Annotated in this window: 23 protein-coding genes; 13 read left to right on the top strand and 10 right to left on the bottom strand. The window is 66.2% G+C overall.

All coding sequences use genetic code 11. The features are described 5' to 3' along the window. Complete coding sequence (locus SynRS9909_RS04700) at nt 1-750, bottom strand: response regulator transcription factor (protein WP_007100203.1); 750 nt, start codon at nt 748-750, stop codon at nt 1-3. A 90-nt stretch (nt 751-840) separates the two neighbouring features. Here SynRS9909_RS04700 and SynRS9909_RS04705 point away from each other — a divergent pair, with 90 nt between their 5' ends. Further along, nucleotides 841-1806, top strand: coding sequence for an RpoD/SigA family RNA polymerase sigma factor (locus SynRS9909_RS04705; RefSeq protein ID WP_007100202.1), 966 nt, complete (start codon nt 841-843; stop codon nt 1804-1806). Between the two features lie 15 nt (nt 1807-1821). Here SynRS9909_RS04705 and SynRS9909_RS04710 read toward each other — a convergent pair whose 3' ends face one another. Together SynRS9909_RS04710 and SynRS9909_RS04715 are read right to left on the bottom strand one after the other, a co-directional pair. Continuing rightward, nucleotides 1822-2301, bottom strand: a complete 480-nt coding sequence (locus tag SynRS9909_RS04710) for a hypothetical protein (RefSeq protein WP_007100201.1) — start codon at nt 2299-2301, stop codon at nt 1822-1824. Between the two features lie 53 nt (nt 2302-2354). After that, nucleotides 2355-4058 carry an AarF/ABC1/UbiB kinase family protein gene (locus SynRS9909_RS04715; RefSeq protein ID WP_007100200.1) on the bottom strand — a complete coding sequence of 568 codons (1704 nt, stop codon included), beginning with the start codon at nt 4056-4058 and terminating at the stop codon, nt 2355-2357. An 82-nt stretch (nt 4059-4140) separates the two neighbouring features. Here SynRS9909_RS04715 and SynRS9909_RS04720 point away from each other — a divergent pair, with 82 nt between their 5' ends. Continuing rightward, complete coding sequence (locus SynRS9909_RS04720) at nt 4141-5553, top strand: lysine decarboxylase (protein ID WP_007100199.1); 1413 nt, start codon at nt 4141-4143, stop codon at nt 5551-5553. 9 nt (nt 5554-5562) lie between these two features. Next, nucleotides 5563-6429, top strand: a complete 867-nt coding sequence (locus tag SynRS9909_RS04725) for a phosphatidate cytidylyltransferase (RefSeq protein WP_007100198.1) — start codon at nt 5563-5565, stop codon at nt 6427-6429. Between the two features lie 15 nt (nt 6430-6444). Here the strand turns inward: SynRS9909_RS04725 and SynRS9909_RS04730 are convergent, their stop codons facing one another. The 5 genes from SynRS9909_RS04730 to SynRS9909_RS04750 all read right to left on the bottom strand — a co-directional run bounded on the left by SynRS9909_RS04730 (nt 6445) and on the right by SynRS9909_RS04750 (nt 12345). After that, the gene (locus SynRS9909_RS04730) at nt 6445-7068 is read right to left on the bottom strand and encodes a DUF2993 domain-containing protein (protein ID WP_007100197.1); all 624 of its coding nucleotides are present in this window, start codon (nt 7066-7068) and stop codon (nt 6445-6447) included. After that, nucleotides 7065-7958 carry an alpha/beta fold hydrolase gene (locus tag SynRS9909_RS04735; protein WP_007100196.1) on the bottom strand — a complete coding sequence of 298 codons (894 nt, stop codon included), beginning with the start codon at nt 7956-7958 and terminating at the stop codon, nt 7065-7067. Before SynRS9909_RS04735 ends, SynRS9909_RS04730 begins: the two co-directional genes overlap by 4 nt. Beyond that, nucleotides 7955-9100 (bottom strand): iron-containing alcohol dehydrogenase family protein, encoded by a 1146-nt coding sequence (locus SynRS9909_RS04740; RefSeq protein ID WP_007100195.1) that lies wholly within the window; start codon nt 9098-9100, stop codon nt 7955-7957. The genes SynRS9909_RS04735 and SynRS9909_RS04740 overlap by 4 nt, the downstream gene beginning before the upstream one ends. A gap of 8 nt (nt 9101-9108) precedes the next feature. Further along, entirely contained in the window at nt 9109-11691 is a 2583-nt protein-coding gene (locus SynRS9909_RS04745; RefSeq protein WP_007100194.1) for an ATP-dependent Clp protease ATP-binding subunit, read from the bottom strand. A gap of 192 nt (nt 11692-11883) precedes the next feature. Then, nucleotides 11884-12345 carry a GNAT family N-acetyltransferase gene (locus SynRS9909_RS04750; protein WP_007100193.1) on the bottom strand — a complete coding sequence of 154 codons (462 nt, stop codon included), beginning with the start codon at nt 12343-12345 and terminating at the stop codon, nt 11884-11886. A 64-nt stretch (nt 12346-12409) separates the two neighbouring features. Here SynRS9909_RS04750 and lysA point away from each other — a divergent pair, with 64 nt between their 5' ends. From lysA to SynRS9909_RS04790, 8 genes are read left to right on the top strand one after another with little or no spacing between them, the layout of a single operon-like run. Continuing rightward, nucleotides 12410-13771 (top strand): diaminopimelate decarboxylase, encoded by a 1362-nt coding sequence (gene lysA / locus SynRS9909_RS04755; protein WP_007100192.1) that lies wholly within the window; start codon nt 12410-12412, stop codon nt 13769-13771. A 22-nt stretch (nt 13772-13793) separates the two neighbouring features. Beyond that, nucleotides 13794-14645 (top strand): diadenylate cyclase CdaA, encoded by an 852-nt coding sequence (cdaA, locus tag SynRS9909_RS04760; RefSeq protein WP_007100191.1) that lies wholly within the window; start codon nt 13794-13796, stop codon nt 14643-14645. Further along, entirely contained in the window at nt 14642-15442 is an 801-nt protein-coding gene (locus SynRS9909_RS04765; protein WP_007100190.1) for an isoprenyl transferase, read from the top strand. Before cdaA ends, SynRS9909_RS04765 begins: the two co-directional genes overlap by 4 nt. Nucleotides 15443-15482: 40 nt before the next feature. Next, nucleotides 15483-16472, top strand: a complete 990-nt coding sequence (gene bioB, locus SynRS9909_RS04770) for a biotin synthase BioB (RefSeq protein ID WP_007100189.1) — start codon at nt 15483-15485, stop codon at nt 16470-16472. Next, nucleotides 16472-17410: a rhodanese-related sulfurtransferase gene (locus tag SynRS9909_RS04775; RefSeq protein ID WP_007100188.1), complete on the top strand. Its 939-nt coding sequence runs from the start codon at nt 16472-16474 to the stop codon at nt 17408-17410. The genes bioB and SynRS9909_RS04775 overlap by 1 nt, the downstream gene beginning before the upstream one ends. Before the next feature lie 10 nt (nt 17411-17420). Beyond that, nucleotides 17421-18419, top strand: coding sequence for a DUF952 domain-containing protein (locus SynRS9909_RS04780; RefSeq protein WP_038000758.1), 999 nt, complete (start codon nt 17421-17423; stop codon nt 18417-18419). A 23-nt stretch (nt 18420-18442) separates the two neighbouring features. After that, nucleotides 18443-19756: an ATP-binding protein gene (locus SynRS9909_RS04785; RefSeq protein WP_007100186.1), complete on the top strand. Its 1314-nt coding sequence runs from the start codon at nt 18443-18445 to the stop codon at nt 19754-19756. Next, entirely contained in the window at nt 19753-20271 is a 519-nt protein-coding gene (locus tag SynRS9909_RS04790; protein ID WP_007100185.1) for a hypothetical protein, read from the top strand. Before SynRS9909_RS04785 ends, SynRS9909_RS04790 begins: the two co-directional genes overlap by 4 nt. On the opposite strand, the gene lipA is transcribed toward SynRS9909_RS04790, so the two are convergent. Beyond that, on the bottom strand, nt 20250-21164 hold the full coding sequence (lipA, locus tag SynRS9909_RS04795) for a lipoyl synthase (RefSeq protein ID WP_007100184.1): 915 nt from the start codon (nt 21162-21164) through the stop codon (nt 20250-20252). The two genes, SynRS9909_RS04790 and lipA, sit on opposite strands and share 22 nt — an antisense overlap. Continuing rightward, nucleotides 21161-21742: a recombination mediator RecR gene (gene recR, locus SynRS9909_RS04800; RefSeq protein WP_186593835.1), complete on the bottom strand. Its 582-nt coding sequence runs from the start codon at nt 21740-21742 to the stop codon at nt 21161-21163. The genes lipA and recR overlap by 4 nt, the downstream gene beginning before the upstream one ends. Before the next feature lie 101 nt (nt 21743-21843). Between recR and psbP the strand changes: the two genes are divergently transcribed. Both psbP and SynRS9909_RS04810 read left to right on the top strand, forming a co-directional pair. Beyond that, nucleotides 21844-22398 carry a photosystem II reaction center PsbP gene (psbP, locus tag SynRS9909_RS04805; RefSeq protein ID WP_007100182.1) on the top strand — a complete coding sequence of 185 codons (555 nt, stop codon included), beginning with the start codon at nt 21844-21846 and terminating at the stop codon, nt 22396-22398. Nucleotides 22399-22474: 76 nt separating this feature from the next. Further along, entirely contained in the window at nt 22475-23797 is a 1323-nt protein-coding gene (locus tag SynRS9909_RS04810) for an NHLP bacteriocin system secretion protein (protein ID WP_007100181.1), read from the top strand. Nucleotides 23798-23801 lie beyond the last annotated feature (4 nt).

The raw sequence follows: 23801 nt of genomic DNA on the forward strand, positions 1-23801 counted from the left end.
TCAGCCGAAGCGGTAACCGAAACCGCGCACGGTGCGGATGTGTTTCGGTGCGGAGGGTTCGTCTTCGATCTTCTCCCTGAGCCAGCGGATGTGCACATCCACGGTTTTGGTGTCGCCGACGAAATCGATGCCCCAGATGCGCTCCAGCAGTTGATCACGGCTCCACACCCGGCGGGGATTCTTGATGAACAGCTCGAGGATTTTGTATTCCTTCGGGGAGAGGCTCAGGTCCTTGTCATCGCGGCTGACACGGCATTCCTCGGCAAACAGGCAGAGGTTTTCGTGGCGGTACACCTGGGGCGGCGCTTCGCTGCTGGAGGGTTGCTGGGAGCGGCGCAACAAGGCGCGGCAGCGGGCCACCAGTTCGCGCAGGCCGAAGGGTTTGACCAGGTAATCGTCGGCACCCACCTCCAGGCCGAGCACGCGATCGGTTTCGCTGTCGCGGGCGCTGATCACCAGGATCGGGGTGCTGTTGTCGTTTTTGCGCAGCTGACGGCAGAGATCGAGACCACCGAGGCCGGGAAGCATCAGGTCCAGCACCACGAGATCGACCGGTTCGGCGGCGGCGTCGGTGAGGGCGGCCAGCGCTTCGGCGCCATCGCCGCAGGCCAGCACATCAAACCCTTCGGCTTTCAGGGCTTCGCGAACCGTTTCCCGGATCGATTCATCGTCTTCCACCAGGAGAAGCCGGGCCGTGCTGACGGCCGTGGCGGCTGGGCTGATCACCGGGAAGCTCCGCTCTTGCGCCATTCTGCCCAGGCGGTGCAACCTTGCCCGGGGAGGGCGGCGATGCCTGTAAACGATGGTAAATTACGAAACAGATCGGTTTCGTAATGACGCATGGCTCCCCTGTCCGTTCTCTCTGACGTCGATCTGGTGCGCTCCTACCTGCGGGACATCGGTCGTGTGCCGTTGCTGAGCCATCAGCAGGAGATCACGTTGGGTCGCCAGGTGCAGGAGCTGATGGAGCTGGAGGCACTGGAGGCTGAGCTGCGCGATCAGCGCGGTGGTGAGGCGGTGCCGGCAGCGGAGCTGGCGACAGCGGCGGGGTTGAGTGCGCTGCAACTGAAGCGGAAGCTGCAGGCGGGCCGCCGCGCCAAGGAGCGGATGGTGGCGGCGAATCTGCGCTTGGTGGTGAGTGTGGCCAAGAAATACACCAAGCGGAATATGGAACTGCTGGACCTGATCCAGGAGGGAACGATCGGCCTGGTGCGGGGAGTGGAGAAATTCGATCCAACGCGGGGCTACAAGTTCAGCACGTATGCGTATTGGTGGATCCGGCAGGGGATCACGAGGGCGATAGCGGAGAAGAGCCGCACGATTCGGCTGCCGATCCATATCACCGAGATGCTCAACAAACTGAAGAAAGGGCAGCGAGAACTGAGCCAGGAGCTGGGGCGCACACCAACGGTGACGGAACTGGCGGGGTTTGTGGAACTGCCGGAGGAGGAGGTGAAAGACCTGATGTGCCGGGCACGTCAACCGGTGAGCCTGGAGATGAAGGTGGGGGATGGGGATGACACTGAATTGCTGGAGCTCCTGGCGGGTGATGGTGAATTGCCGGAGGAGCAGGTGGAGGTGGAGTGCCTGAAGGGCGACCTGCGGGATCTGTTGGAACAACTGCCAGACCTGCAACGGCGTGTGTTGCGGATGCGGTATGGGATGGACGGCGAAGAGCCGATGAGCCTCACCGGGATCGCCAAGTCGTTGCGGATGAGCCGTGATCGCACCCGCCGGCTCGAGCGCGAAGGGCTGGAGATGCTGCGCCGCTTCGATGGCCAACTGGAGGCCTACGTGGCGGCTTGAGTTGGATTCAGAAAATCAGAAAAACTCGTCGAAGTTGTCGAAGTCGACCGCCTTGAAGTTGCCGCTCTCCACCTGGCGCATCAGCCGCTCCAGCTGCACCCACAGCGCCCCACCGGTGAGGAGCGACAGCAGCAGGGCAACGAGATAGGCAGCACCGGATGCAAAGCCGAACACCTGGAGCGAACCGCCGATGAACAGGGTGACGCCGAGCAGGGTGCCCGTGTAGCTCATCGTCGTTTCTGCCGTTCCCAGGGGCAGCAGCGCCAGCCGATCCTGCTTCCAGCCGTTCAGGCGATCCTGCACCAGCTGGGCAAAGGTGAGGCCGCAGAGCACGCCGATCGCCAAGCCGAGGCCGGCCACCAGATAGGGCGGCTGACTCAGCGGCGCGTACTCGAGCAGGATGTCGTTGGCGCTCAGGTCGCCGAAGGCACCGGAGAGCACATCGAGCTCGGCCTGTTGGGCATCGATCGGAGCGAAGTCGGGGACTGGTGCCATGGAGGGCCGAACTCCCTGTAGCAGGGCGGATGCAAGCGCTGACCCTATCGGACTCAAGCCACCGCGAGGGGGTTGAGCCGTTGCAACATGCCGCCGGCCACCCGTCTGGGGCTGAAGGTGCGCCTGAGCAGGCCCATCAGGGCGCCGATGTCGTCGGTGCTGAGCCGGTCATCCTTGATCAGCGTCAGCAGCAGCCGCTTGCGCAGATCGGAGCCATCCCGGCCGAACAGCAGCCTCAGGCCCGCTCCGGCCACGGGCAGCAGATCGAGGCCAGGGCTGGTCGCCTCCTCGCCCACCACGTTGAGCAGGTTCTCCAGGCGTTCAATCCGCAGATGGCCGTCGCCATCAAAGATCACCTCCAGGAGTTTCTCGCGCATCTCGCGGGTGTCGCCCGCCAGCAGCCGCCGCGCCACGTAGGGATAGGCCACGGCGATGATCCTGAAGTCGGGGTCGAGCCGCAGCGCCAGGCCCTCCTGGCTCACCACCGCCCGGATGATCAGGGCGAAACGGGCCGGCACCCGGAAGGGGTAATCGAACATCAGCTCCGAGAACCGATCGGTGATCGCCTTGAAGTTGAAGGAGCCCACCGCATCACCGAGGCTGCCGCCGAGCACCTCCTCCAGCGCCGGGATGATCGGGCTCAGATCGGCATCGGGGGCCAGAAAGCCCAGGGTCTGGAAATCCTTGGCCAGGGCCGCAAAGTCGCGATTGATCAGATGCACCACCGCACCGGTGAGGGTGAGGCGATCGGCATCGCTGATCGAATCCATCATCCCGAAATCGACGTAGGCCACGTGGCCCAGATCGCCGCTGCGGCCACTCAGCGCAAACAGATTGCCGGGGTGGGGATCGGCATGGAAATAGCCGAACTCGAGCAATTGCTGCAGGCCGCTGATCACGCCGGTGCGAATCAGGGCACTGGGATCGAGGTGCTGCGCCCTCAGTTCCTGCCTGTCGCGCAGTTTGGTGCCGTGGATCCAGCTGGTGGTGAGCACGCGACGGCTGGAGAGCAATCGCTCCACCTTGGGGATCGTGACCGCTGGGTTATCGGCGAACAGGGCGGCAAATCGTTCGGCGTTGTCGGCCTCACAGCCGTAATCGATTTCTTCGAAGAGGCTGCGGCCGAATTCATCAATGATCTGCCCCAGCCCAAAGCCCAGGTTCAGGGGCAGAAACGGTGCTGTGAGCACGCCGAGACTGCGGATCAGCACCATGTCGCGCCGGAGAATGAAGGGCAGATTCGGGCGTTGCACCTTCACCGCCACCCAGTGCTGGCCGTGCAGCCGGGCGCGATACACCTGGCCGAGACTGGCGGCGGCTACGGGCGCATCGGGGAAGTCGGCGAACAGCTGCTCCACCGGAGCACCGAGGTCCTCCTCCACCGTCTGCAGGGCGATCGCATGGTGGAAGGGGGGGAGATCATCCTGGAGGCGGGTCAGTTCATCGAGCCAGTCGCGCCGGATCAGGTCGGGCCGGGTGGAGAGCGCCTGCCCCACCTTGATGAAACAGGGCCCCAGATCGGTGAGCGTGCGCAGCAGGCGGCGGGCCAGGTTGCGCTGCACCTGGGCATCGCTGCTGCCGCCGCGGATCAGGAGGCTGAGCAGCAGTCCGATCAGGGCCCAGAGAATCTGAACGGCCCGCGGAATCGCGATCCAGGGGCGGAGCAGCAACCAGCGGGCATCGCGGCCTGGGGCGTAGCGGATCTCCGGTTCGCAGAAGCGCGATCGCCCAGCCTTGGTTCCGTTGCTGCCTGTCATGCCCGCACACCCCTCAGGCTGAATCTAGTGAGAGGGCCTTGGTTGATGATGCACTCCGGCTAGGGGTCCCCTGGGGAGACGGATGGCTGCATTGCTGTCGCACCTGCGATCCGGTCGTTTCGCGGCCCCGATCGATGCCCTGCATCTTCCTGCCCATGGCCGGGGCGCTGGTCTGCCTGCGGTGATGCGGCGCCTGCTGCGCCGCCGGCCCGGCAGCTGGGATCTGCCGGAGCTGCCCCTGATCGGTGGTCCACTCCAAAACGAAGGAGCGGTGGCCGCCAGTCAACGGGCTGCCGCCGCCGTGGTCGGGGTCTCCGCCTGCTGGTACGGCGTCAATGGCGCAACGGGGCTGCTCCAGGCGGCCCTGTTGGCATTGGCGTCACCGGGGCAGACGGTGCTGATGCCCCGCAACGCCCATCGCAGCCTGATCCAGGCCTGCGCCCTGGGAGGCCTGACGCCGCTGCTGTTCGATCTGCCCTTTCTGAGCGATCGCGGCCATGTGGGCGCCCTGGAGGCGGCCTGGCTGGAGCGCGTTCTGGCGGAGCTCGACCGCCAGGGTCAGACGCCTGCGGCGGCCGTGCTCGTGCATCCCACTTATCACGGCTATGCCAGCGATCCGCTGCCGCTGGTGGCCCTGCTTCACCAGCGCGGCCTGTCCGTGCTGGTGGATGAGGCCCATGGTGCCCATCTCCAGCCCGGCGTTGACCCTGCCCTGCCCAGCTCATCGCTGGCGGCTGGGGCTGATCTGGTGGTGCATTCGCTGCACAAATCCGCCGCCGGCCTCGGCCAGACCGCCGTGCTCTGGTGCCAGGGCACCCGGGTGGACCCGGAGCTGGTCCAGCGCTGCCTGGGCTGGCTGCAGACCACCAGCCCCAGTGCCCTGCTGCTCGCTTCCTGTGAGACCGCCCTGCGGGCGTGGCAGGAGCCCCGGGGTCGCCGGTTGCTGCGGCGGCGTCTGGATCAGGGGCGGGCCCTGGCGGATCGGCTCAGCGCTGCCGGTGTGCCCCTGCTTCGCACCCCAGACCCCCTGCGCCTGATCTGGCACACGGCCGCTGCCGGCATCAACGGTCTTGAGGCCGATGCCTGGCTCCTGCAGCGGCGGCTGATCGCTGAGTTACCCGAACCGGGATGCCTCACCTTCTGCCTCGGTTTCGCTCGGCACCGGGGCCTGGCGGGGCGGATGCTGCGCCGCTGGCAGCAGCTCCGGCTCGCGCTGGGCAACGCCACCCCCCTGCCTCCGTTCACGCCGCCGCCATTGCCGCTGCTGGGAACCCCGGAGCGTCACCTGGTGGAGGCCTGGCGGGGGCCGCAGCGCGCCGTGCCGCTCGACGACGCCTGTGGTGCGATCGCCGCTGAGCTGATCTGCCCCTACCCACCTGGGATTCCTCTGGTGATTCCGGGGGAGCGGCTGGATCGGTCCAGGCTGCGCTGGCTGCAGGAGCAGCGCCAGCTTTGGCCGGATCAGATCGCAGCTATGGTGAACATTGTGGCTTGAGGGTCGCCGATGCAGCGACTCAGCAGTGGCCTCCTTGCTGGAGCGTTCGGACTGCTGGTGGTTGGCTTGGGCGGATGGTGGTTCACCCTCGCCGTTGGTGTGATCGTGCATCTCGGCCTGCTGGAATTTTTCCGCATGGCCCAGTTCACCGGGATCCGGCCGGCCACGAAAACCACCCTGGTGGCCTGTCAGCTGCTGTTGATCAGCACCCAGTGGGGGGTGGCGGGTGGGTTGCCCTCCCATCTGGCCGCCGCCGTGCTTCCCCTCTCCGGGGCCGCGATCTGCGGTTGGTTGCTGCTGCAACCGGTCACCGGTTCGATCGCCGACATCGCCGCCTCGATCTTCGGCTTGTTCTATCTGGGGTTTCTTCCCAGCCACTGGCTGCGCTTGCGCAATCTCAGCGCCATCGATCTCGCTCCGTCTCTTGTCCGTTTGCCCCCCTGGTGCAGCGGCTGGATCACCGCCGGCATGGTGATCACCCTGATGGCCTGCCTGATGATCGTCGCCAGCGACATCGGCTCCTACGCGATCGGCCGCCGCTTCGGACGCCTGCCGCTCTCGCCGATCTCCCCGGGCAAGACCGTGGAGGGCGCCTTCGGTGGCTTGATTGCCGCCGTGCTCGTGGGCATCGGCTTCGCCGTGCTGCTGCAGTGGCCGATGGCCCCCTGGCTCGGTGGCGTGCTCGGGGCGCTGGTGGCGCTGTTCGCTCTCGTGGGCGATCTCACCGAATCGATGATGAAGCGGGATGCGGGACTCAAGGATTCCGGTGATGCCTTGCCGGGGCATGGCGGCATCCTCGATCGAATCGACAGCTACCTGTTCACACCGGCGGTGGTGTTTTACGCCGTCACCCTGGTGCTGCCCCTGATGCCCTGAGCCGGACCGACCGCCTCAGGGGGTCACGCTCGCTTCGCCGCGCAGATGCAGCTGGCCCCCCTGCAGCCGCGCCTCCTGGATCTGAATGCCGGGGTCCATCGGCAGCTGTACCGCCTCTTCGGCCTCGAGATGGCGAATTTCCAGCGTGCCCGCCGCCGCCTGCAGGCGGAAGCGCCGTCGAATCGCATCGCCCGCATTGATCACCGGCGCCTCCAGCAGAAGCACGTCGTTGTCGACCGACAGGCTGCCCAGGGTGGGCAAACCCATCAACTGGGCGGCCAGCCAGTCACCCAGCCAACGCCAGCGCTCACTGAGCAGGGCCCGGTTCAGATCCGTACCCAGCATCGTCACCTCTCCGTTCAATTGGAAGGCATCCTGCAGCTGGGGCAGGCCGGGGCGCAGATTCACATGCAGGGGCCCGCTGCGCAGTTGCGCATGCTGGATCGGCAACCCCTGGAAGGTCACCCGCCGCGCCTTCAGCTCCACCGATACGAGCCGACCGCGCAGCAACTGCAGGGCTGAACCATTGAGGCGCAGGTTCAATTCCCCCACCTCATCGCATTGGCTGCGGATCCAGAGGCCCAGGCCGTTGGCGAGCAGCTGCAGAAGCGGGCCGGAACGGTCGCTGGTGTCGGTCATGACGGCATCTCCGGTTGCCGCCAGCGGCGGGCCACCAGCTGGGGCTGGTCCAGATGGGGCAGGTGACCGCAGTCTGTCACCTCCTCCAGCCTCTCTCCCAGCAAGGCCATGGCCGCGCGCCATTGGGGCGGACGCAGGATGCGGTCGTTCTTGCCCCAGAGCACATGCAGAGGCTGGGGAGGCAGCGGGCTGCCGCAGCCGGCGAAGCCACCGCTGCGGGCGAAGGCCGCCAGGGAGGGGCCCCAACCCGGCACCTGGAGCTGAAGCGAGGCGATCTGCAGTTCGGCGTCGCCGACGCTGCGCTCCGGATCGGCGAAGGCCTGCCGGCACAGCCCCCGGCGCACGCCGGGGCGGGAGAGAAACCAGACGCCAAGCCGATCCAGTCCGGGGGGAATCGGCATCGGCCGGCCATCGAGTCCGGCCGGTGCGAGCAGCAGCAGTCGCGCGATGCGCTTCGGCTGACGGCGCGCCAGTTCCATCGCCACCGCTCCCCCCATGGAGGCACCGATCAGGCCCAGGGGCTGGTCTTGAGGCAGATGATCCAGCAGTGCCTCCAGGTGCTGGAGCACCGCCTCGGGGCCGTAGCGACCCTGTTCCGGCTTCGGTCTGGGCGAGAAGCCAAAGCCGTGTAGATCGGGAATCAGCAGGGTGTGATCGCTGGCGAGCAGGGGGGCGAGACGTCGGAATTCGAGCCCGCAGCTGTCGAAGCCATGCAGGAGCAGCACCGGTGGGCCCGTGCCGATCCGGATCAGGGGATAGGGCTCTGTGGCCAGGTCAGGGGTGTGGTCGCCATCGGCCAAGCTCCACCACTCCACGTGTTGAAGCAGCGCCCGGCCCTGGGGATCGAGCAGGTTGCGGGCGGCTGCCTCGAGCAGCTCCCGGTTGGTCAAGCGCCGCGCCTCCGGCTGGTCTCGGAGGGTTCCGGCAAGGCCTCGGCGCTGATCAGCGCTTCGAGCAGATCGGTGTCGCTCACCGGGAAGGGCAGATGGTGCAGATCGGAGTTGGGGCGACAGGCGAAGCGGCAGGCCTGGCGCAACTCATGCAGCCCCACCTGGCCGAGGCCGAGATCAGCGAGGCTGACGGGAAGGCCGAGATCCCTGAGCAGCGGCAGGAGCTGGCGGCGGGCCTGGTGTGCCAGCCGGTTGCCGCCGAGCTTCTCCTCCAGCCGCAGTTGCACCAGAATTCCGAATCCCACCTTCTCGCCATGCAGGCTGTTGTGGCAGGCCTGCAGCTGGGTGAGGCCGTTGTGCACGGCGTGGGCGGCGACGGTGCGGCACTGGGCCCCCCCCAGCCCCCCGATCACCCCTGCGGTGAGGGCGCTGGCTTCGGCGACGCGGATCCAGGCATCGCTCTGGGGATCACGGCAGGCTTCACGGGCATCGATCAGCAACTGGTCGCGTAGCACGCGGGCCATCTGCACCGCCTGTTGAATCAGTCCGTCCTGACTGGAGCCGCTGCTCACGGAGGCCTCGTACCACTTCGCCAGGGCATCGGCGACACCACTCGCGAGGGTGCGGGCTGGCGCCTGCCGCACCAAGTGGTGATCAAACACGAGGAGATCGGGGCAACGGGTGAGGGCCTGATCGCGCAGGAAGGCCCCCTCCGGGGTATAGATGTTTGCCAGAGCTGTCCAGCCGGCGCAGGTGGCGGCACTGAGGGGCACGGTGATGCAGGGAAGCTGCAATCGATCGGCCAACCACTTGCCCGCATCCAGCACCTTGCCGCCGCCGGCGGCGATCAAGCCATCCACGGCTTCGGCCCTGAGGCGCGCCTCCAGGCGTTCCAGGTCGGGATCGCAGCAGTCGTGCTCCAGCGTCTCCAGGGTCACCTGAAGCCCGGCGGCCGTGAGGTCACTGGCCAGGCGTTGACGGGTTGCAGCGGTGGCACCACTGCGCCCGAGCAGAACGGGGCGCTGGCTGAGGACCTGGATGCGTGGCAGCGCATCCGACCAGGCCCCTGGACCACGGAGGACCGTGGCCGGGGCAATCGCATGGCTGGCCAGGGGCAGCGATGCAGCGGATTGGCTTGCCATGGCTGGGGTCAGAGTCCGGCGCTCGCCAGTTCCGGCGTGGCCGGTGCAGGACTGTTGGTGCCGTGACGCACCACCACCTGCTTGTTCTCATCCACGTCCACTTCCACCGCATCACCGTCCTTGATCCGGCCGGAGAGCACCTCTTCGGCGAGGCTGTCTTCAAGCAGTCGCATCACGGCACGACGCAGGGGGCGGGCGCCATAGGCGGGGTTGTACCCCTCCTCCACGAGCCGCTCCTTGAAGGCATCCGACACCGTGAGCGTGATCCCCTTCTCGCCGATACGGGAGAAGACCTCGCGCAACATGATTTCGGCGATTTCCTTCACCTCCTCACGGTTGAGCTGACGGAACACAATGATTTCGTCGAGACGGTTGAGGAATTCCGGGCGGAAGTATTGCTTGAGTTCCTCATTCACCAGGGAACGAATCCGATTGTATTGATTCTCTTCGGCGTTCTCGCCGGAGAATTCGAATCCGAGGCCGCCGCCACCCTTTTCGATCACCTTGGAACCGATGTTCGAGGTCATGATCACCAGGGTGTTCTTGAAGTCGACGGTGCGACCTTTGGAATCGGTCAGTCGACCATCTTCCAGCAGTTGCAGCAACAGGTTGAAGACGTCGGGGTGGGCTTTTTCGATCTCATCGAAGAGCACCACGGTGTAGGGCCGCCGGCGCACCGCTTCAGTGAGCTGGCCGCCTTCGTTGAAGCCCACATAGCCCGGAGGGGAGCCGATCAGCTTGCTGACCGTGTGGCGCTCCATGAACTCCGACATGTCGAGGCGGATCATCGCCTCTTCGCTGCCGAAGAAGTAGGTGGCCAGCGCTTTGGTGAGCTCGGTTTTGCCCACACCGGTGGGCCCGGAGAAGATGAAGCTGGCGATCGGCCGATTCGGGTTCTTGAGGCCGACCCGGGCCCTGCGAATCGCTTTCGACACCGCCTTCACCGCTTCGTCCTGACCGATCAGGCGCTGGTGGAGCGTTTCCTCCATGTTCAGCAACTTCACCGATTCGCTTTCGGTGAGCTTCTGCACGGGCACGCCGGTCCAGGAGGCCACGATCTGGGCGATGTCTTCTTCGCCCACCACCGGTGTGGTCAGTTCAGACTCCACAGCCTGGCTGGTGGTGGCATCGGTTGCGGCTGGCGTGAAACCGGAATCGTCGTTGCTGGCAGGGCTGTCGTCGCTGGCAGGACTGTCGCTGCGGTTGCTTTGCAGCAGGGTGCGGATCTGCTCGCGCAGCTCCACCTCCTTGTCGCGCAGTTCACCGGCGCGAGTGAAGTCCTGCTCCCGCACGGCGTTCTCTTTCTCTTTCTGCACCTGGCGCAGTTCCTTGTCGACTTCCTTCGCGGCGGGAGGCAGCTTGGAATTGAGCAGGCGCACCCGGCTGCCGGCCTCGTCGATCAGGTCGATGGCCTTGTCGGGCAGGAAGCGATCGGAGATGTAGCGATCGCCCAGGGTGGCGGCGGCTTCCAGCGCCTCGTCGGTGATTTTGAGGCGGTGGTGTTGCTCGTAGCGCTCGCGCAGGCCCCGCAGAATTTCGATCGTGTCGGTGATCGTCGGTTCACCCACCATTACCGGCTGGAAGCGGCGCTCGAGGGCGGCATCGCGCTCGATGTGTTTGCGGTATTCATCGAGGGTGGTGGCACCGATGCACTGCAGTTCGCCGCGGGCCAGGGCCGGCTTGAGGATGTTGGCGGCATCGATGGCGCCTTCGGCGGCCCCGGCACCGATCAGGGTGTGCACTTCGTCGATCACGAGGATCACATTGCCTGCGGCCTTGATCTCCTCCATGATTTTCTTGAGCCGCTCTTCGAACTCACCGCGGTATTTGGTGCCAGCCACCAGCAGGCCGATGTCGAGCGTGAGAACGCGCTTGTCTTCGAGGATGTCGGGAATGTCGCCCTGTTGAATCCGTTGGGCCAGCCCTTCGGCGATGGCGGTTTTGCCCACGCCCGGTTCGCCGATCAACACAGGATTGTTCTTGGTGCGGCGGCCGAGGATCTGGATCACCCGATCGATCTCGTTCTGACGGCCCACCACCGGATCGAGCTTGGCTTCGCTGGCCAGCTGGGTGAGGTTGCTGCCGAATTCGTCGAGGGTGGGAGTTTTGGTGGAGCCCTTGCTGCCACCGCCGCCGCCACCGGCGCCCACCTCGGCCGTTTCGCCCAGCATGCGGATCACCTGGGTGCGCACCTTGGCCAGGTCCACCCCGAGGTTCTCGAGCACCCGGGCGGCCACCCCTTCCCCTTCCCGGATCAGGCCGAGCAGCAGGTGTTCGGTGCCGATGTAATTGTGACCGAGCTGGCGCGCTTCTTCAAGCGATAGCTCCAGCACCCGTTTCGCCCTGGGGGTGAAAGGAATCTCCACCGCCACGAAGCCGGAACCGCGGCCGATGATCTTCTCCACCTCAACGCGGGCGTCCTTGAGGTTCACGCCCATCGACTTGAGCACCTTGGCGGCCACACCGGTGCCCTCACCGATCAGGCCCAGCAGGATCTGCTCAGTGCCCACGAAGTTGTGGCCGAGGCGACGGGCCTCTTCCTGGGCCAGCATGATCACCTTGATGGCCTTCTCGGTAAACCGCTCAAACATCGTCCAGGCCGGATGCAGATAACACCAACCTATCAGGGGTGAAGCGCACCTGTGAGCGGATAGCCGTACCGGCAACTTCCCAGGTAGCCAGGGGGAAGACGGGGCACCAAAGTAATCAAAACCCGACGCATTATTTCGTCGAATTCTTGTGATGAAATCGGGCCCGATCCAAGCGATCCGCCAAACCCTGGCTCAACCCCTGCCGCCCAATCGGCACCATTGGATCAGGGCATCGCCGCCATCGCTGTAGTAGTTGCGACGGCAGCCGGCTGTCTGGAAGCCGCAAGCCTGATAGAGGCTGACGGCGGCCCGGTTGTGGCTGGCCACTTCCAGGGTGGCGTGGCGTGCTCCAGAGGCCCGGCCCTGCTTCATCAGGGCGACCAGGAGCTGGCGGCCGTAGCCCCGGCGGCGCCGCCCCGGTGCCACGGCGACGGCGGTGATGTGCAGTTCATCCACCACCAGCCAGCCGCAGGCCAGGGCGATCAGGCCGTGGTGCTCGAGGTGGCCGAGGCCAATCCGCCCCGGTTCGGAGAGTTCGCGTTGCCACTGCGCCAGGCTCCAGAGCCCCCCCAGGGCCGCCTGGTCGAGTTGATGACAGGCCGCTGCATCCGTGGCCCTGAGCGCCCTCACGCAGCTGTTGGCCGCCTCGCCCATCGTTCCTTCTGGCCCTGTCACGCCGGTTCCTACATTGCCGGCCGAAAGAGCCATCCACCGCGTCATGCCGACCCCCTTTGAGCCGGGCTCTGATCCCCAGAGCCCCAACCGCAACCTCGCACCGGTGACCGCGGCCCTGGATGACGAGGCCCGTTTGATGGTGGGCGGCTGCCGCCTCAGTGCCCTGGCTGAGCGCTACGGCACACCGCTGTATGTGCTGGATGAGGCCTCGATCCGCGCCGCCTGCCGCGCCTATCGGGAGGCACTGCAGCGTCACTACCCCGGCCCATCGCTGGCGGTGTATGCCTCCAAGGCCAACAGCTCCCTGGCGATGACGGCCCTGGTGGCGTCCGAAGGACTCGGCCTCGATGCGGTGTCTGCCGGTGAGCTGCTCACGGCCTTGGAGGGAGGCATGCCCCCCGAGCGCATCGTCTTGCATGGCAACAACAAGTCGGATGAGGAGTTGCTGCTGGCATATCGCAGTGGCGTCACGGTGGTGGCCGACAACCACCATGACATCGAACGGCTGGCCCAACTGGTTCCTGACGGGGGTGCGCCAGTGCGGCTGATGCTGCGTTTCACGCCGGGCATCGAGTGCCACACGCACGAGTACATCCGCACGGGCCATCTCGACAGCAAATTCGGCTTTGATCCCGATCAGCTCGAATCGGTGCTCCGTTCCCTCAAGGGTGCGGCCTGGGCCGAGGTGAGCGGACTCCATGCCCATATCGGCTCCCAGATCTTTGAGCTCGATCCCCATCGCGATCTGGCTGCGGTGATGGCGGATGCCTTGCGGCTGGCCCGGGGCCTCGGTCATCCCGTGGAGGATCTGAACCTGGGTGGTGGTCTCGGGATTCGTTATGTCGAATCCGATGATCCGCCGAGCATCGACACCTGGGTGCAGGTGGTGGCCAGCGCCGTGGCGAAAGCTTGTGAAGAACGGCAGTTGAGCCTGCCGCGCCTGCTCTGTGAACCGGGCCGATCCCTGGTGGCCGCCGCCGGCGTGACGCTGTATCGCCTCGGTTCGCGCAAGGAGGTCCCCGGGCTGCGCACCTATCTCTCGGTGGATGGGGGCATGAGTGATAACCCACGCCCGATCACCTATCAGTCGCTCTACACAGCCTGTCTGGCCGACAGACCCCAGGCTGCGGCGACGGAGACCGTCACCCTTGCCGGCAAACACTGCGAATCCGGCGATGTGCTGCTCAAGGATGTGGCGCTGCCCGCCAGTGCCAGCGGTGATGTGCTCGTGGTGTTGGCCACAGGGGCCTACAACGCCTCGATGAGTTCTAACTACAACCGCATCCCGCGCCCGGCGGCGGTGTTGGTGCACGACGGCGAAGCCGACCTGATTCAACGGCGTGAGCGGCCAGAGGATCTGCTGCGCTACGACGAGATCCCGTCTCGCCTCAGCCCGGTAGGCTGAGGCTGGGATCTGGAGGACTGGCGTGAACGTGACAGGGGTGTTTCATCCGCGCCTGCTGCTTGACGTTCTGTTCGCTTCCGGTCTGGGTTTCCTGCTCTTTTCGAGGGTCAACGAGCAACGGACCCTGTGGTTGCTGCGGGGCTACCTGCTGTTGGTGGCGCTGGCCTGGTTTGTGCAGCGTTTTGCCAACCTGCCGCTCACCTCGAAGCTGATCGATGCCCTGGTGCTCGCCTGCTCCCTGTCGCTGGCGGTGCTCTGGCAGGGGGAATTGCGCCGGTTGATGGAGCTGCTCGGCACCGGTCGTCTCGCCGTTCTGCTCGGCAATCCTCAGGGCAAGCAGCGGGCCACCGCCAGCACGGTGGCCCAGCTCACCGATGCCGCCGGTCGTCTGTCCAAAGGGCGCCGCGGTGCCCTGATCGTGGTGGATCTCGGCAGTGATCTGCGGCCGGAGGATTTTCTCAATCCCGGCGTGGCGATTGATGCCCTCCTGAGCAGCGAGCTGCTGCTCAACCTGTTCGCCTCCGACACGCCTCTCCACGACGGTGCCGTTCTGGTGAAAGGCAGCCGGATCATGTCGGCCGGGGTGATTCTTCCTCTGTCACGTCAGGGCATCAGCCGTTATGGCACCCGCCACCTGGCAGCCCTGGGCATCACCGAGCGGTTCGATCGTTGCATTTGCGTGGTGGTATCCGAAGAGACCGGCACCCTCTCGCTGGCCAATCAGGGCCGTTTGGAGCGCCCGATTACAAGCAGCCGCTTGCAGGATCTGCTCACCGAGTTGATGGGTGTCTCCCCCCAGGCCGCCGCGACCAAAACGGCTGCCATGCCTGTTGGGCGTAGCGTGAGCGTCGGCAACCAGGACCCGCTGACGTGAGCCAACGCTTGGCCGCCCACTCCAATGATCCAAAGCTGAGGACGCTGCCGGCTGACCTCGACGCCAGTCGGTTGCCGGCCCATATCGCTGTGATCATGGACGGCAACGGCCGCTGGGCCCAGGCGCGCGGATTGCCCAGGGTGATGGGGCATCGCGCCGGTGTTGAGGCGCTCAAGACGACGTTGCGTCTCTGCAGCGACTGGGGTGTGTCGGCCCTCACCGCCTATGCCTTCTCCACCGAGAACTGGTCCAGGCCGGGGGATGAGGTCAATTTCCTGATGACCCTGTTCGAGCGGGTGCTGCAGCGGGAGCTGGAGGCGCTGGAGGCGGAGCAGGTGCGGATTCGTTTTCTTGGCGATCTCCAGGCCCTACCGCCACGGTTGCAGGATCTGATCGCCGAGGCGACGGCCCGCACCGATGAGAACGCGGGGATTCATTTCAACGTCTGCACCAACTACGGCGGACGCCGGGAGCTGGTGCGAGCCGCCCGCCATCTGGCGGAGCAGGCGGCCAGGGGGGAGCTCGATCCTGCCCAGATCGATGAAAACCGCCTGGCGGCCGAACTGTTCACCGCCGGTGAGCAGGATCCTGACCTGCTGATCCGCACCAGTGGCGAACGGCGGATCAGCAACTTTCTGCTCTGGCAGCTGGCCTATGCCGAGATCCACGTCACCGAGGTGTTCTGGCCCGATTTCGATCACGCCGCCCTCCTTGCCGCCCTGCGCGATTACCAGAGCCGCAGCCGCCGTTTCGGTGGTCTGCAGGGATGGAGTGAGTCAGACGCTCTGGGATCCTGAAACAACAACCTGAACGCAGCAGTGGAGGGATTCGGCGCCGATGAGCGATGAGCTGACCATGGCCCCGGTGGAGCGGCGCCATGACTGGAGCGTGGCCGAGATCCAGGCTCTGCTGGAACAGCCCCTGATCGAATTGCTGTGGCGGGCCCAGCAGGTGCATCGCCTCGCCAACCCCGGTTACCGGGTGCAGCTCGCCTCCTTGCTCAGCGTCAAGACCGGGGGCTGCGAGGAAGACTGCGCCTATTGCCCCCAGTCGATGCATCACAGCAGTGATGTGACCGGTCAGCCGGAGCTGGATGTGGAGCCTGTGCTGGAGCGGGCTCGGGCGGCCAAGGCCGCCGGTGCCGATCGGTTCTGCATGGGCTGGGCCTGGCGTGAGATCCGCGAGGGGGCGCCGTTCGAGTCGATGCTGGCGATGGTGCGCGGCGTGCGTGAGCTGGGGCTGGAGGCGTGCGTGACGGCCGGGATGCTCACAGACGAGCAGGCGGAGCGTCTGGCGGCGGCGGGATTGACGGCCTACAACCACAACCTCGACACCAGCCCGGAGCACTACGACCAGATCATCACCACACGCACCTATCAGGAGCGCCTGGAGACCCTGCAGCGGGTGCGGCGCGCCGGCGTGACCCTCTGCAGTGGCGGCATCATCGGTATGGGGGAGACGGTTCAGGACCGGGCTTCGATGCTGCAGGTGCTCGCCGCCATGGATCCCCACCCGGAGAGCGTGCCGATCAATGCCCTCGTTGCCGTGGAAGGCACGCCTCTGGAGGAGCAGGCGCCGGTGGATCCGCTTGAGCTGGTGCGCATGGTGGCGACGGCACGGATCCTGATGCCCACCAGCCGCGTGCGACTCAGCGCAGGGCGAGAACAGCTGAGCCGCGAAGCCCAGATCCTCTGCCTGCAGGCCGGCGCCGATTCGATTTTTTATGGCGACACCCTGCTCACCACCGGCAATCCGGCGGTGGAGGCCGATCGGGCCCTGCTCGCCGCTGCCGGTGTGCAGGCCAGCTGGGAAGGGTCGGCCCGTTGATGAGCGAGCGACCGCCGATCCTGGTGGCGGCGTTCTATGCCTTCACCCCCGTGCCTGAGGCGACGCGGCAGTCGCTGCTCACGGCTTTGCCGTCGCTGGCAGCCGGCGCGGGGGTGCTCGGATCGGTGTTGATCGCCGCTGAGGGGGTCAACGGCACGATCAGTGGTGCGGAGGCGGGTGTGGAAGCGGTGCTGAGCCAGTTGCGCAACGCCCTGTGGCTGGGGGAGGCGCCCTTTGCTCGGCTGGATGTGAAACGCAGCTGGTGTGCGCACCAGGCCTTTCGTCGCTTCCGGGCCCGCCGCAAGACGGAGATCGTCAGCCTGGGCTGCCCGGAGGTGGATCCGCATCGCAGCGTGGGCACCTATGTGGAGCCCGCCGAGTGGAATGCCCTGATCGATGACCCAGACACCCTGGTGATCGACACACGCAACCACTACGAGGTGGCGATCGGCAGCTTTGAAGACGCCGTCGATCCGGGAACCGCCAGCTTTCGCCAGTTCCCGGCCTGGGTGGAGCAGCACTTGAAGCCGCGGCTGGCGCAGCAGCGACCGCAGCGGATCGCCATGTTCTGCACCGGCGGGATCCGCTGCGAAAAGGCCAGCGGTTATCTGCAGCAGCAGGGATTCGGTGAGGTGCATCACCTGCGCGGCGGCATCCTCAACTACCTTGAGCAGGTGCCCGAAGCGCAGAGCCGCTGGCGGGGGGAATGTTTTGTGTTTGATCAGCGGGTCGCCCTCAACCATCGCCTCGAGCCCGGTGTGCACCAGCTCTGTCATGCCTGTGGTCTGCCGCTGACGCCGGAGCAGCTGGCGATGGACTCCTACATTGCCGGGGTGCAGTGTCTGCACTGCGTCGATCGGTTCAGCGCTGCCGATCGGGCCCGTTTCGCGGAGCGGCAACGCCAGCTTCAGCAACGCCTCAACAGCAACAGGCGCTGAGGTGGATCGGATGCCCGCGCGCCCGATCCTCTACAGCTTCCGCCGCTGCCCCTACGCGATCCGGGCCCGGCTGGCCCTGGTGGCGGCGGGCTTGAAGCCAGGACCTGATCTGGAGCTGCGCGAGGTGGCCCTCAAGGCCAAGCCGCCGGAGCTGGTGGAGGCCTCCGCCAAAGCCACCGTGCCCGTGCTGGTGTTGTCGCAGGGCGAGGTGATCGAGGAGAGCCTGGCGATCATGCACTGGTCGCTGGCCCTGGCCGACCCTGGCGGCTGGCTCGCAGGATGGGGTACGTCCGATCGCGCCACGATCGAGGCCTTGATCCACGAGAACGACGGCCCGTTCAAGCACCATCTCGATCGCTTCAAATATCCGGATCGCTATCCAGGCGCAGGTTGCAATCCCGATCGCCAGGAGGCCCATCGCCAGGAGGCCCTGGCAATTCTGCGGCGCTGGAATGAGCGTTTGGCGGCTGCGGGTTGGCTGCTCGGGCCGCGGCCTTCCCTGGCCGATTGGGCCCTGATGCCGTTTGTGCGCCAGTTTCGTCTCGCCGATCCGGAGCGCTTTGATGCTGCGCAGGAGCTGGAGCCGCTTCAGAACTGGTTGGCGCGTTGGTTGCAGGGCCCCGAGCTTGCGGCGGTGATGGCGGCGCCCTGGGCTGAGCGCAGCCCCTGGCGTTCGCCCAGCTGGCTGTATCACCTGGCGCTGCGGCCGGAGTGGAACGCCGCCCGCCCGGAGGGCCGCTATCGCCGCTCCACCCGCGGCCAGAGCCTGGAGGAGGTGGGCTTCATCCACCTCAGCGCTGCGCATCAGCTGGAGGCCACCGCCCGGCGGTTTTACGCCGATCTGCCGGCCGGTGAGGTGCTGGCGCTGTGCATCGACCGCCAGCGCCTGATCAGCGCCGGCCTGGAGGTGCGCTGGGAGCCGGTGCCGGGGAGCGGCGAGCTGTTTCCGCACCTGTATGGGCCCCTGCCGCTGGAGGCGGTGCTGCTGGCCCAACCTTTTCTGCGTTAAATGGCCGATAAAACCTGCATTGGATGTCCGGCAAATCCTGCATTAGTCTTAGCCTCGTCCAGGCGGAACATGGCTTTGCCTTGATTGGCAACTACCGAGCGAGAATCGCTGACGCTGAGCTCCAGGCCTGCCTGGGCTCTGCGGGAGCCGTGGTGATCGAAGGACCGAAAGCCTGCGGCAAAACGCGGATGGCTCAACAGGTGTCGGCATCCAGCGTGCTCCTCGATGTGGACGCGGCCGCTCGCCAGGCATTGGCGGTGGATCCTGAGCTCGTCCTGGCCGGCCCCAGACCGCGCCTGCTGGATGAGTGGCAGGTAGAGCCATCGCTGTGGAATCTGGTGCGGCGGTCCGTGGACCAGGCTGGCGATCCAGGACAATTCATCCTCACCGGCTCGGCGGTCCCTGCCGACGACACGGCTCGTCACACGGGGGCTGGGCGTTTCGCCTTTGTGCGCCTGCGCCCGATGACCCTGATGGAAAGCGGAGTGTCTGAGCAGAGAGTGTCGCTTGCGGACCTGTTCTCAGGGGCTCCACCGCGCTGCGCCGATCCAGGTCTGACCATTGCCGATCTGGCGGAGTTGGTATGCCGCGGTGGTTGGCCTGCTCAGTTGGAGAGTTCACTGCAGGCGTCGTGTCGCGCGGCGCGGGACTATCTCGAACAGATCCGCCAGGTGGATGTGAATCGGGTGGATGGGCGTCGGCGCGACCCTCAGCGGTTGGCATCCCTGCTCAGAGCACTGGCCCGCAATGTGGCCACAGAGGTCGCCGTGTCCACCCTGGCCGCTGATGCTGGAGGAGCTGAGGGCCCCCTCGATCCGCGCACAATCAGCGATTACCTGCAGGTGCTCGAGCGTTTGATGGTGGTGGAGCACCAACTCGCTTGGAAGCCCCATCTGCGTTCAAAGGCGGCACTCCGCCAGGCACCAAGGCGGCATTTCTGTGATCCTTCTCTCGCGGTGGCGGCTCTTGGCGCTGGTCCTGATCGCTTGCTGCGGGATCTGGAGTTGTTGGGCTTGTTGTTCGAGTCGCTGGTGATTCGTGACTTGCGCGTGTTTGCGCAGGCTCTGGATGGTGAGGTGTTTCACTATCGCGACAATTACGGAGTGGAAGTGGATGCCATCGTGCAGCTGCGTGATGGGCGCTGGGGTGCAATCGAGATCAAGCTCGGCGACCGGCAGGTGGATGCCGCGGCGGAGCGATTGCTGCGCTTTCGCAATCAGATTGATCAGCGCCGCAGCGGTGAACCGGCATTCCTGGCTGTGATCTGCGGTAAGGGATACGGCTATCTGCGCCCGGATGGGGTTGCGTTGATTCCCATCGGAGCGCTGGCGCCATGACCCTGCCCACCCTGGCGGACATCGAGCAGCGGGCGGCATCGCGGGGGCTGTTGCTGCGCCTCCAGGTGGGGCGTCCTCTGGGCCTCTGGAGTCTGCGCCTGGTGGTAGCCCAGCCGCCGCAGACCCCGGGGCAACCCTTGCTGTTGCTGGGTGAACTGAAGGCCTGGGCCTATGGCGCCCCCGCGGGCCTCCAACTCGACACGATGCGGGTGCTGCCGGCCGCTCCTGCCGGTGTGGGGGCGTTGATCTGGGCCGCCACGTTCGCCTGGGCGTTGGACTCCACGCCCTGCCGCAGCGCCCGGCTGCTGGCGATCCGGGATGACGACCGTCAACACCGCCGCCTGCTGCGCTACTTCCGCCGGCTGGGGTTTGTGCCCCTGCGTGAAGTCGGCGCGTCGGCTGTTGATCTGCCCCTGCGCCTGGTGTGGGGCGGTGCGGGCTTGCTGATGCGCGGCGATTGCAGGGATGGGTTGGCCCGGGCCTGGCGGCTGGCTCAGCCGGCCTCGGCTGCGTGATAGCTGCTGCGCACCAGCGGCCCGGAGCGAACATCGGCGAACCCCAGCTCCCGGGCGATGCTGCCCAGCTGGTCAAACTCCTCCGGCGTCCAGTAACGCGCCACCGGCAGGTGGGCCAGCGATGGACGCAGATACTGCCCCAGGGTGAGCCGCTGGCAATCGACGGCGCGCAGATCCCGCAACGTGGCGATCACCTCATCGCGCGTCTCCCCCAAGCCCAGCATCAGGCCGCTTTTGGTGGGGATCTGGGGGGCCAGCTCCCGGGCGGCGGCCAGGAGCCCGAGGGAGCGGCTGTAGGTCGCGCCCCGGCGCACCTCCCCCTGCAGGCGCTGCACCGTTTCCAGGTTGTGGTTGAAACACACCGGTTGGGCGGCGAGCACGGTCTGGAGTCGCTGTCGCTGGGCCTGTTCGCCCTCCCTGCACTCCCGGTGGCCTCCCCAGAAATCGGGGGTGAGCAGCTCGATCGCGATCAGGGGGTTGCGGGCCCGGATCGCCGCCATGGTGGTGGTGAACAGGCTGGCACCGTGATCGGCGAGGTCATCGCGGGCGACCGCGGTGAGCACCACATAGCGCAGGCCCATGCGTTGCACCGCATCGGCCACCCGTTCCGCTTCGCCTGCATCGAGGGCCATGGGTGCCCGGCCCTTCTCCACCTGACAGAAGGCGCAGCTGCGGGTGCAGATCGATCCCCCCAGCAGGAAGGTGGCGGTTCCGGCGGCGTAGCACTCGGCCCGGTTCGGGCAGCGCCCCTCTTCGCAGATCGTGTGCAGGGCGCCCTGCTTCACCACCGCCTGCACCGCCTCCAGGGCGCTGGCATTGCCCACGGGTCGGCGCAGCCAGTGGGGCAGGCGCTCTTTGGGGCGCAGGCTGCTGTAGCGACTAACTGGACTCATACGACCTCCCGGCGACCTTCAAGCGCTCGGCTCAGGGTGACATCGTCGGCGTATTCCAGCTCGCTGCCCACCGGCAGGCCGTAGGCAATTCGGCTCACCCGGGTGAAGGGCCGCAGCAGCCGGGCCAGGTAGAGGCTGGTGGTGTCGCCCTCCACACTCGGGGTGAGCGCCAGGATCACCTCTGCGGTCGACTCCCGTTCCACCCGCTGCACCAGGCTGCTCACCTGCAGCATCTCCGGGCCGATGCCATCCATGGGCGAGATCAAGCCGCCGAGCACGTGATAGCGACCGGCGTACTCCCTGGTGCGCTCCAGGGCGAGCAGATCACGGGAATCGGCAACGACGCAGAGCAGTCCGCTGGTGCCGCGCTCGGGATTGCGACAGATCTCACAGGTGGGCTCGGCGCTGAGATGAAAACAGGTCTGGCACTGCCCCACCTGGCGACGGGCCGCCAGCAGCGCCTCCGCGAAGCTCTGGATCTGCTCCTCCGGTTGGCGCAACAGATGCAGCGCCAGCCGCTGCGCGGTTCGGGGGCCGATCCCTGGCAATCGTTCAAATTGCTCGATCAACCGGGCCAGCGGTCGGGTGAAGCCGCTCAGGGATCTGCCGCGAATTCAACGAATTTAGGCAGGCTGCACAGGGGCAGAATGGCCTTCAGTTCTGTTTCGGTGTTGGCGTCATGCGCTCGATCCTGCAATCGCCCTGGCGCCTGCTGCTCGCCCTGCTCTGTGTGCTGTCGCTTTCGGCCTGTGCCGGATCCACCGCCGGCCTGAACTCCTTTCAGAGCCCCGATGGCCGCTATGCCTTTCTGTATCCCACCGGCTGGACCCGGGTGGCCGTGAGCAACGGCCCCCAGGTGGTGTTTCACGACCTGATTCACAGCGATGAAACGGTGAGCCTGGTGGTGTCGGATGTGGACGCCAACGATGACCTCACCCAGCTGGGCAGCGCCGTGGCGGTGGGTGAGCGGCTTCGCCGGGATGTGATCGCTCCCCAGGGCAGTGGCCGCGCCGCCGATCTGGTGGAGGCGACGGAGCGGGAGAGCGCCGGTCATACGTTCTACGACCTCGAATATGCCGTGCACCTCCAGGACCGTGACCGTCACGAACTCGCCACCGTGGTGGTGGATCGCGGCCGCCTCTACACCCTGGCCACCAGCACCAATGAGGAGCGCTGGCCGAAGGTGAAGGGTCTGTTCGAAAGGGTGATCAGCTCCTTCACGCTGCTGATCTGATTCGGGGCTGGGCCGTTTCAAGCAACTGTCCTCAGCAGCGCAGCCATCCCCCACCCCAGGGGCCATGCTTTGGCCCATGACGACGTCCTCCCGGGTCGAACGCCTGAAAGGTCGCTGGAACGGCCTTTCCGACCACCAGCAGGTGGGCGCTTCCCTGTTGGGTGTGGGCGGCATCTTTCTGTTCTGGCTGGTGTTCTGGCCCGTGCCCACCCAGGTGAAGGGGCAGGGCGTGTTGATCTACCCCAACAACGCCGGCGTGCTCAACGCCCGCGCCACAGGCCAGGTGCTCGATGTGAACGTGTCGGTGGGCGACAAGGTGCGCAAGGGGCAGGTGTTGATGACCCTCTATCTGCCGGTGCTCGAACGGCAGCTGGAGCAGCAGAAGGGCAACCTGGCCCAGTTGGTGCGGCAGAACAACGAACTCAACCAGCGCGACGCCCTGCGGATCAACACGGCCCAGATCGCGCTCGACACGACCCTGGCCAAGCTGGCGGATGACCAGGCCCGGCTGGCCCAGTTGCAGGCCACCTACGGCAGCAAGGTGGAGAACCTCAACTGGCTGGCCAAGCGCGCCGTGGTGGCGCCGCTTTCCTCGGAGGTGGTGACGGCTGAGCAGGGGCTCACCAGCACCAGCGTGCAACTGGATGACATCAAGATTCAGCGCAAGGAAGCAGTCACCAACTTCCAGCAGATCAAGCTGAACGTCGAAACCGAACAACTCAATCGCAACTATCAGATCGATGACCTGAAGCGTCAGATCAAGGTCACCGAAGCCCAGATTGCTTACGACGGCACGATCACGGCGGAACGCAGCGGCATCGTGCTCGATCTGCAGGTGATCCCCGGGCAAACGATCAAAGCGAAGGATCGTCTGGGCACGATCGGTCGCGCCGAAGCCCCGCCGGCCGGTGAGAAAAAAGCCGGTGGCGACCTGATCGCCGTCGCCTACTTCCCCCCCGCCGATGCCCGCCGCCTGCCGCTTGGGCTCCCTGTGGAGGTGGTGCCCCTCTGGAATCAGCGCGGTCGCTTCGGGGGGATTGAAGGCACGGTGCGCAGCGTGCTCACCCTGCCGGCCACCCCGGAAGACATCTCCACCACCGTGGGAAACACCCAGCTGGCCGATGCGCTCGTCAAGGAAGGGCCGGTGATGCGCGCCGAGATCAGTCTCGATCGTGATCCCCGCTCCGACGACGGTTACCGCTGGACCCTCTCCGGCGGCAGCGGAGTCTTCCCGATCCGTGATGGCTTGACCGTCGACACCTTCGCCTACGTGGAGTGGCGTTCGCCGATCACCTACATCCTGCCTGGGCTGCGTTCGCTCACCGGCGGCTACCGCTCCCTGCGGATCGATCGGCTCTGGAACCTGCCCTTCCTGCGCCAGCCCGGCACCCCCCGCTGATCCT

Source organism: Synechococcus sp. RS9909 (genome assembly GCF_014279595.1).
Lineage (GTDB): Bacteria > Cyanobacteriota > Cyanobacteriia > PCC-6307 > Cyanobiaceae > Synechococcus_C.

Coding starts and splice junctions, on each gene's coding strand:
- SynRS9909_RS04705 (WP_007100202.1), top strand. CDS start 841: ATGGCTCCCCTGTCCGTTCTCTCTGACGTCGATCTGGTGCGCTCCTAC.
- SynRS9909_RS04775 (WP_007100188.1), top strand. CDS start 16,472: ATGAGCGAGCGACCGCCGATCCTGGTGGCGGCGTTCTATGCCTTCACC.
- SynRS9909_RS04745 (WP_007100194.1), bottom strand. CDS start 11,691: ATGTTTGAGCGGTTTACCGAGAAGGCCATCAAGGTGATCATGCTGGCC.
- SynRS9909_RS04730 (WP_007100197.1), bottom strand. CDS start 7,068: ATGACCGACACCAGCGACCGTTCCGGCCCGCTTCTGCAGCTGCTCGCC.
- SynRS9909_RS04725 (WP_007100198.1), top strand. CDS start 5,563: ATGCAGCGACTCAGCAGTGGCCTCCTTGCTGGAGCGTTCGGACTGCTG.
- lysA (WP_007100192.1), top strand. CDS start 12,410: ATGCCGACCCCCTTTGAGCCGGGCTCTGATCCCCAGAGCCCCAACCGC.
- SynRS9909_RS04750 (WP_007100193.1), bottom strand. CDS start 12,345: ATGGGCGAGGCGGCCAACAGCTGCGTGAGGGCGCTCAGGGCCACGGAT.
- SynRS9909_RS04715 (WP_007100200.1), bottom strand. CDS start 4,058: ATGACAGGCAGCAACGGAACCAAGGCTGGGCGATCGCGCTTCTGCGAA.
- SynRS9909_RS04700 (WP_007100203.1), bottom strand. CDS start 750: ATGGCGCAAGAGCGGAGCTTCCCGGTGATCAGCCCAGCCGCCACGGCC.
- psbP (WP_007100182.1), top strand. CDS start 21,844: ATGCGCTCGATCCTGCAATCGCCCTGGCGCCTGCTGCTCGCCCTGCTC.
- SynRS9909_RS04710 (WP_007100201.1), bottom strand. CDS start 2,301: ATGGCACCAGTCCCCGACTTCGCTCCGATCGATGCCCAACAGGCCGAG.
- SynRS9909_RS04785 (WP_007100186.1), top strand. CDS start 18,443: ATGTCCGGCAAATCCTGCATTAGTCTTAGCCTCGTCCAGGCGGAACAT.
- SynRS9909_RS04790 (WP_007100185.1), top strand. CDS start 19,753: ATGACCCTGCCCACCCTGGCGGACATCGAGCAGCGGGCGGCATCGCGG.
- SynRS9909_RS04810 (WP_007100181.1), top strand. CDS start 22,475: ATGACGACGTCCTCCCGGGTCGAACGCCTGAAAGGTCGCTGGAACGGC.
- SynRS9909_RS04720 (WP_007100199.1), top strand. CDS start 4,141: ATGGCTGCATTGCTGTCGCACCTGCGATCCGGTCGTTTCGCGGCCCCG.
- lipA (WP_007100184.1), bottom strand. CDS start 21,164: ATGAGTCCAGTTAGTCGCTACAGCAGCCTGCGCCCCAAAGAGCGCCTG.
- SynRS9909_RS04740 (WP_007100195.1), bottom strand. CDS start 9,100: ATGGCAAGCCAATCCGCTGCATCGCTGCCCCTGGCCAGCCATGCGATT.
- SynRS9909_RS04780 (WP_038000758.1), top strand. CDS start 17,421: ATGCCCGCGCGCCCGATCCTCTACAGCTTCCGCCGCTGCCCCTACGCG.
- bioB (WP_007100189.1), top strand. CDS start 15,483: ATGAGCGATGAGCTGACCATGGCCCCGGTGGAGCGGCGCCATGACTGG.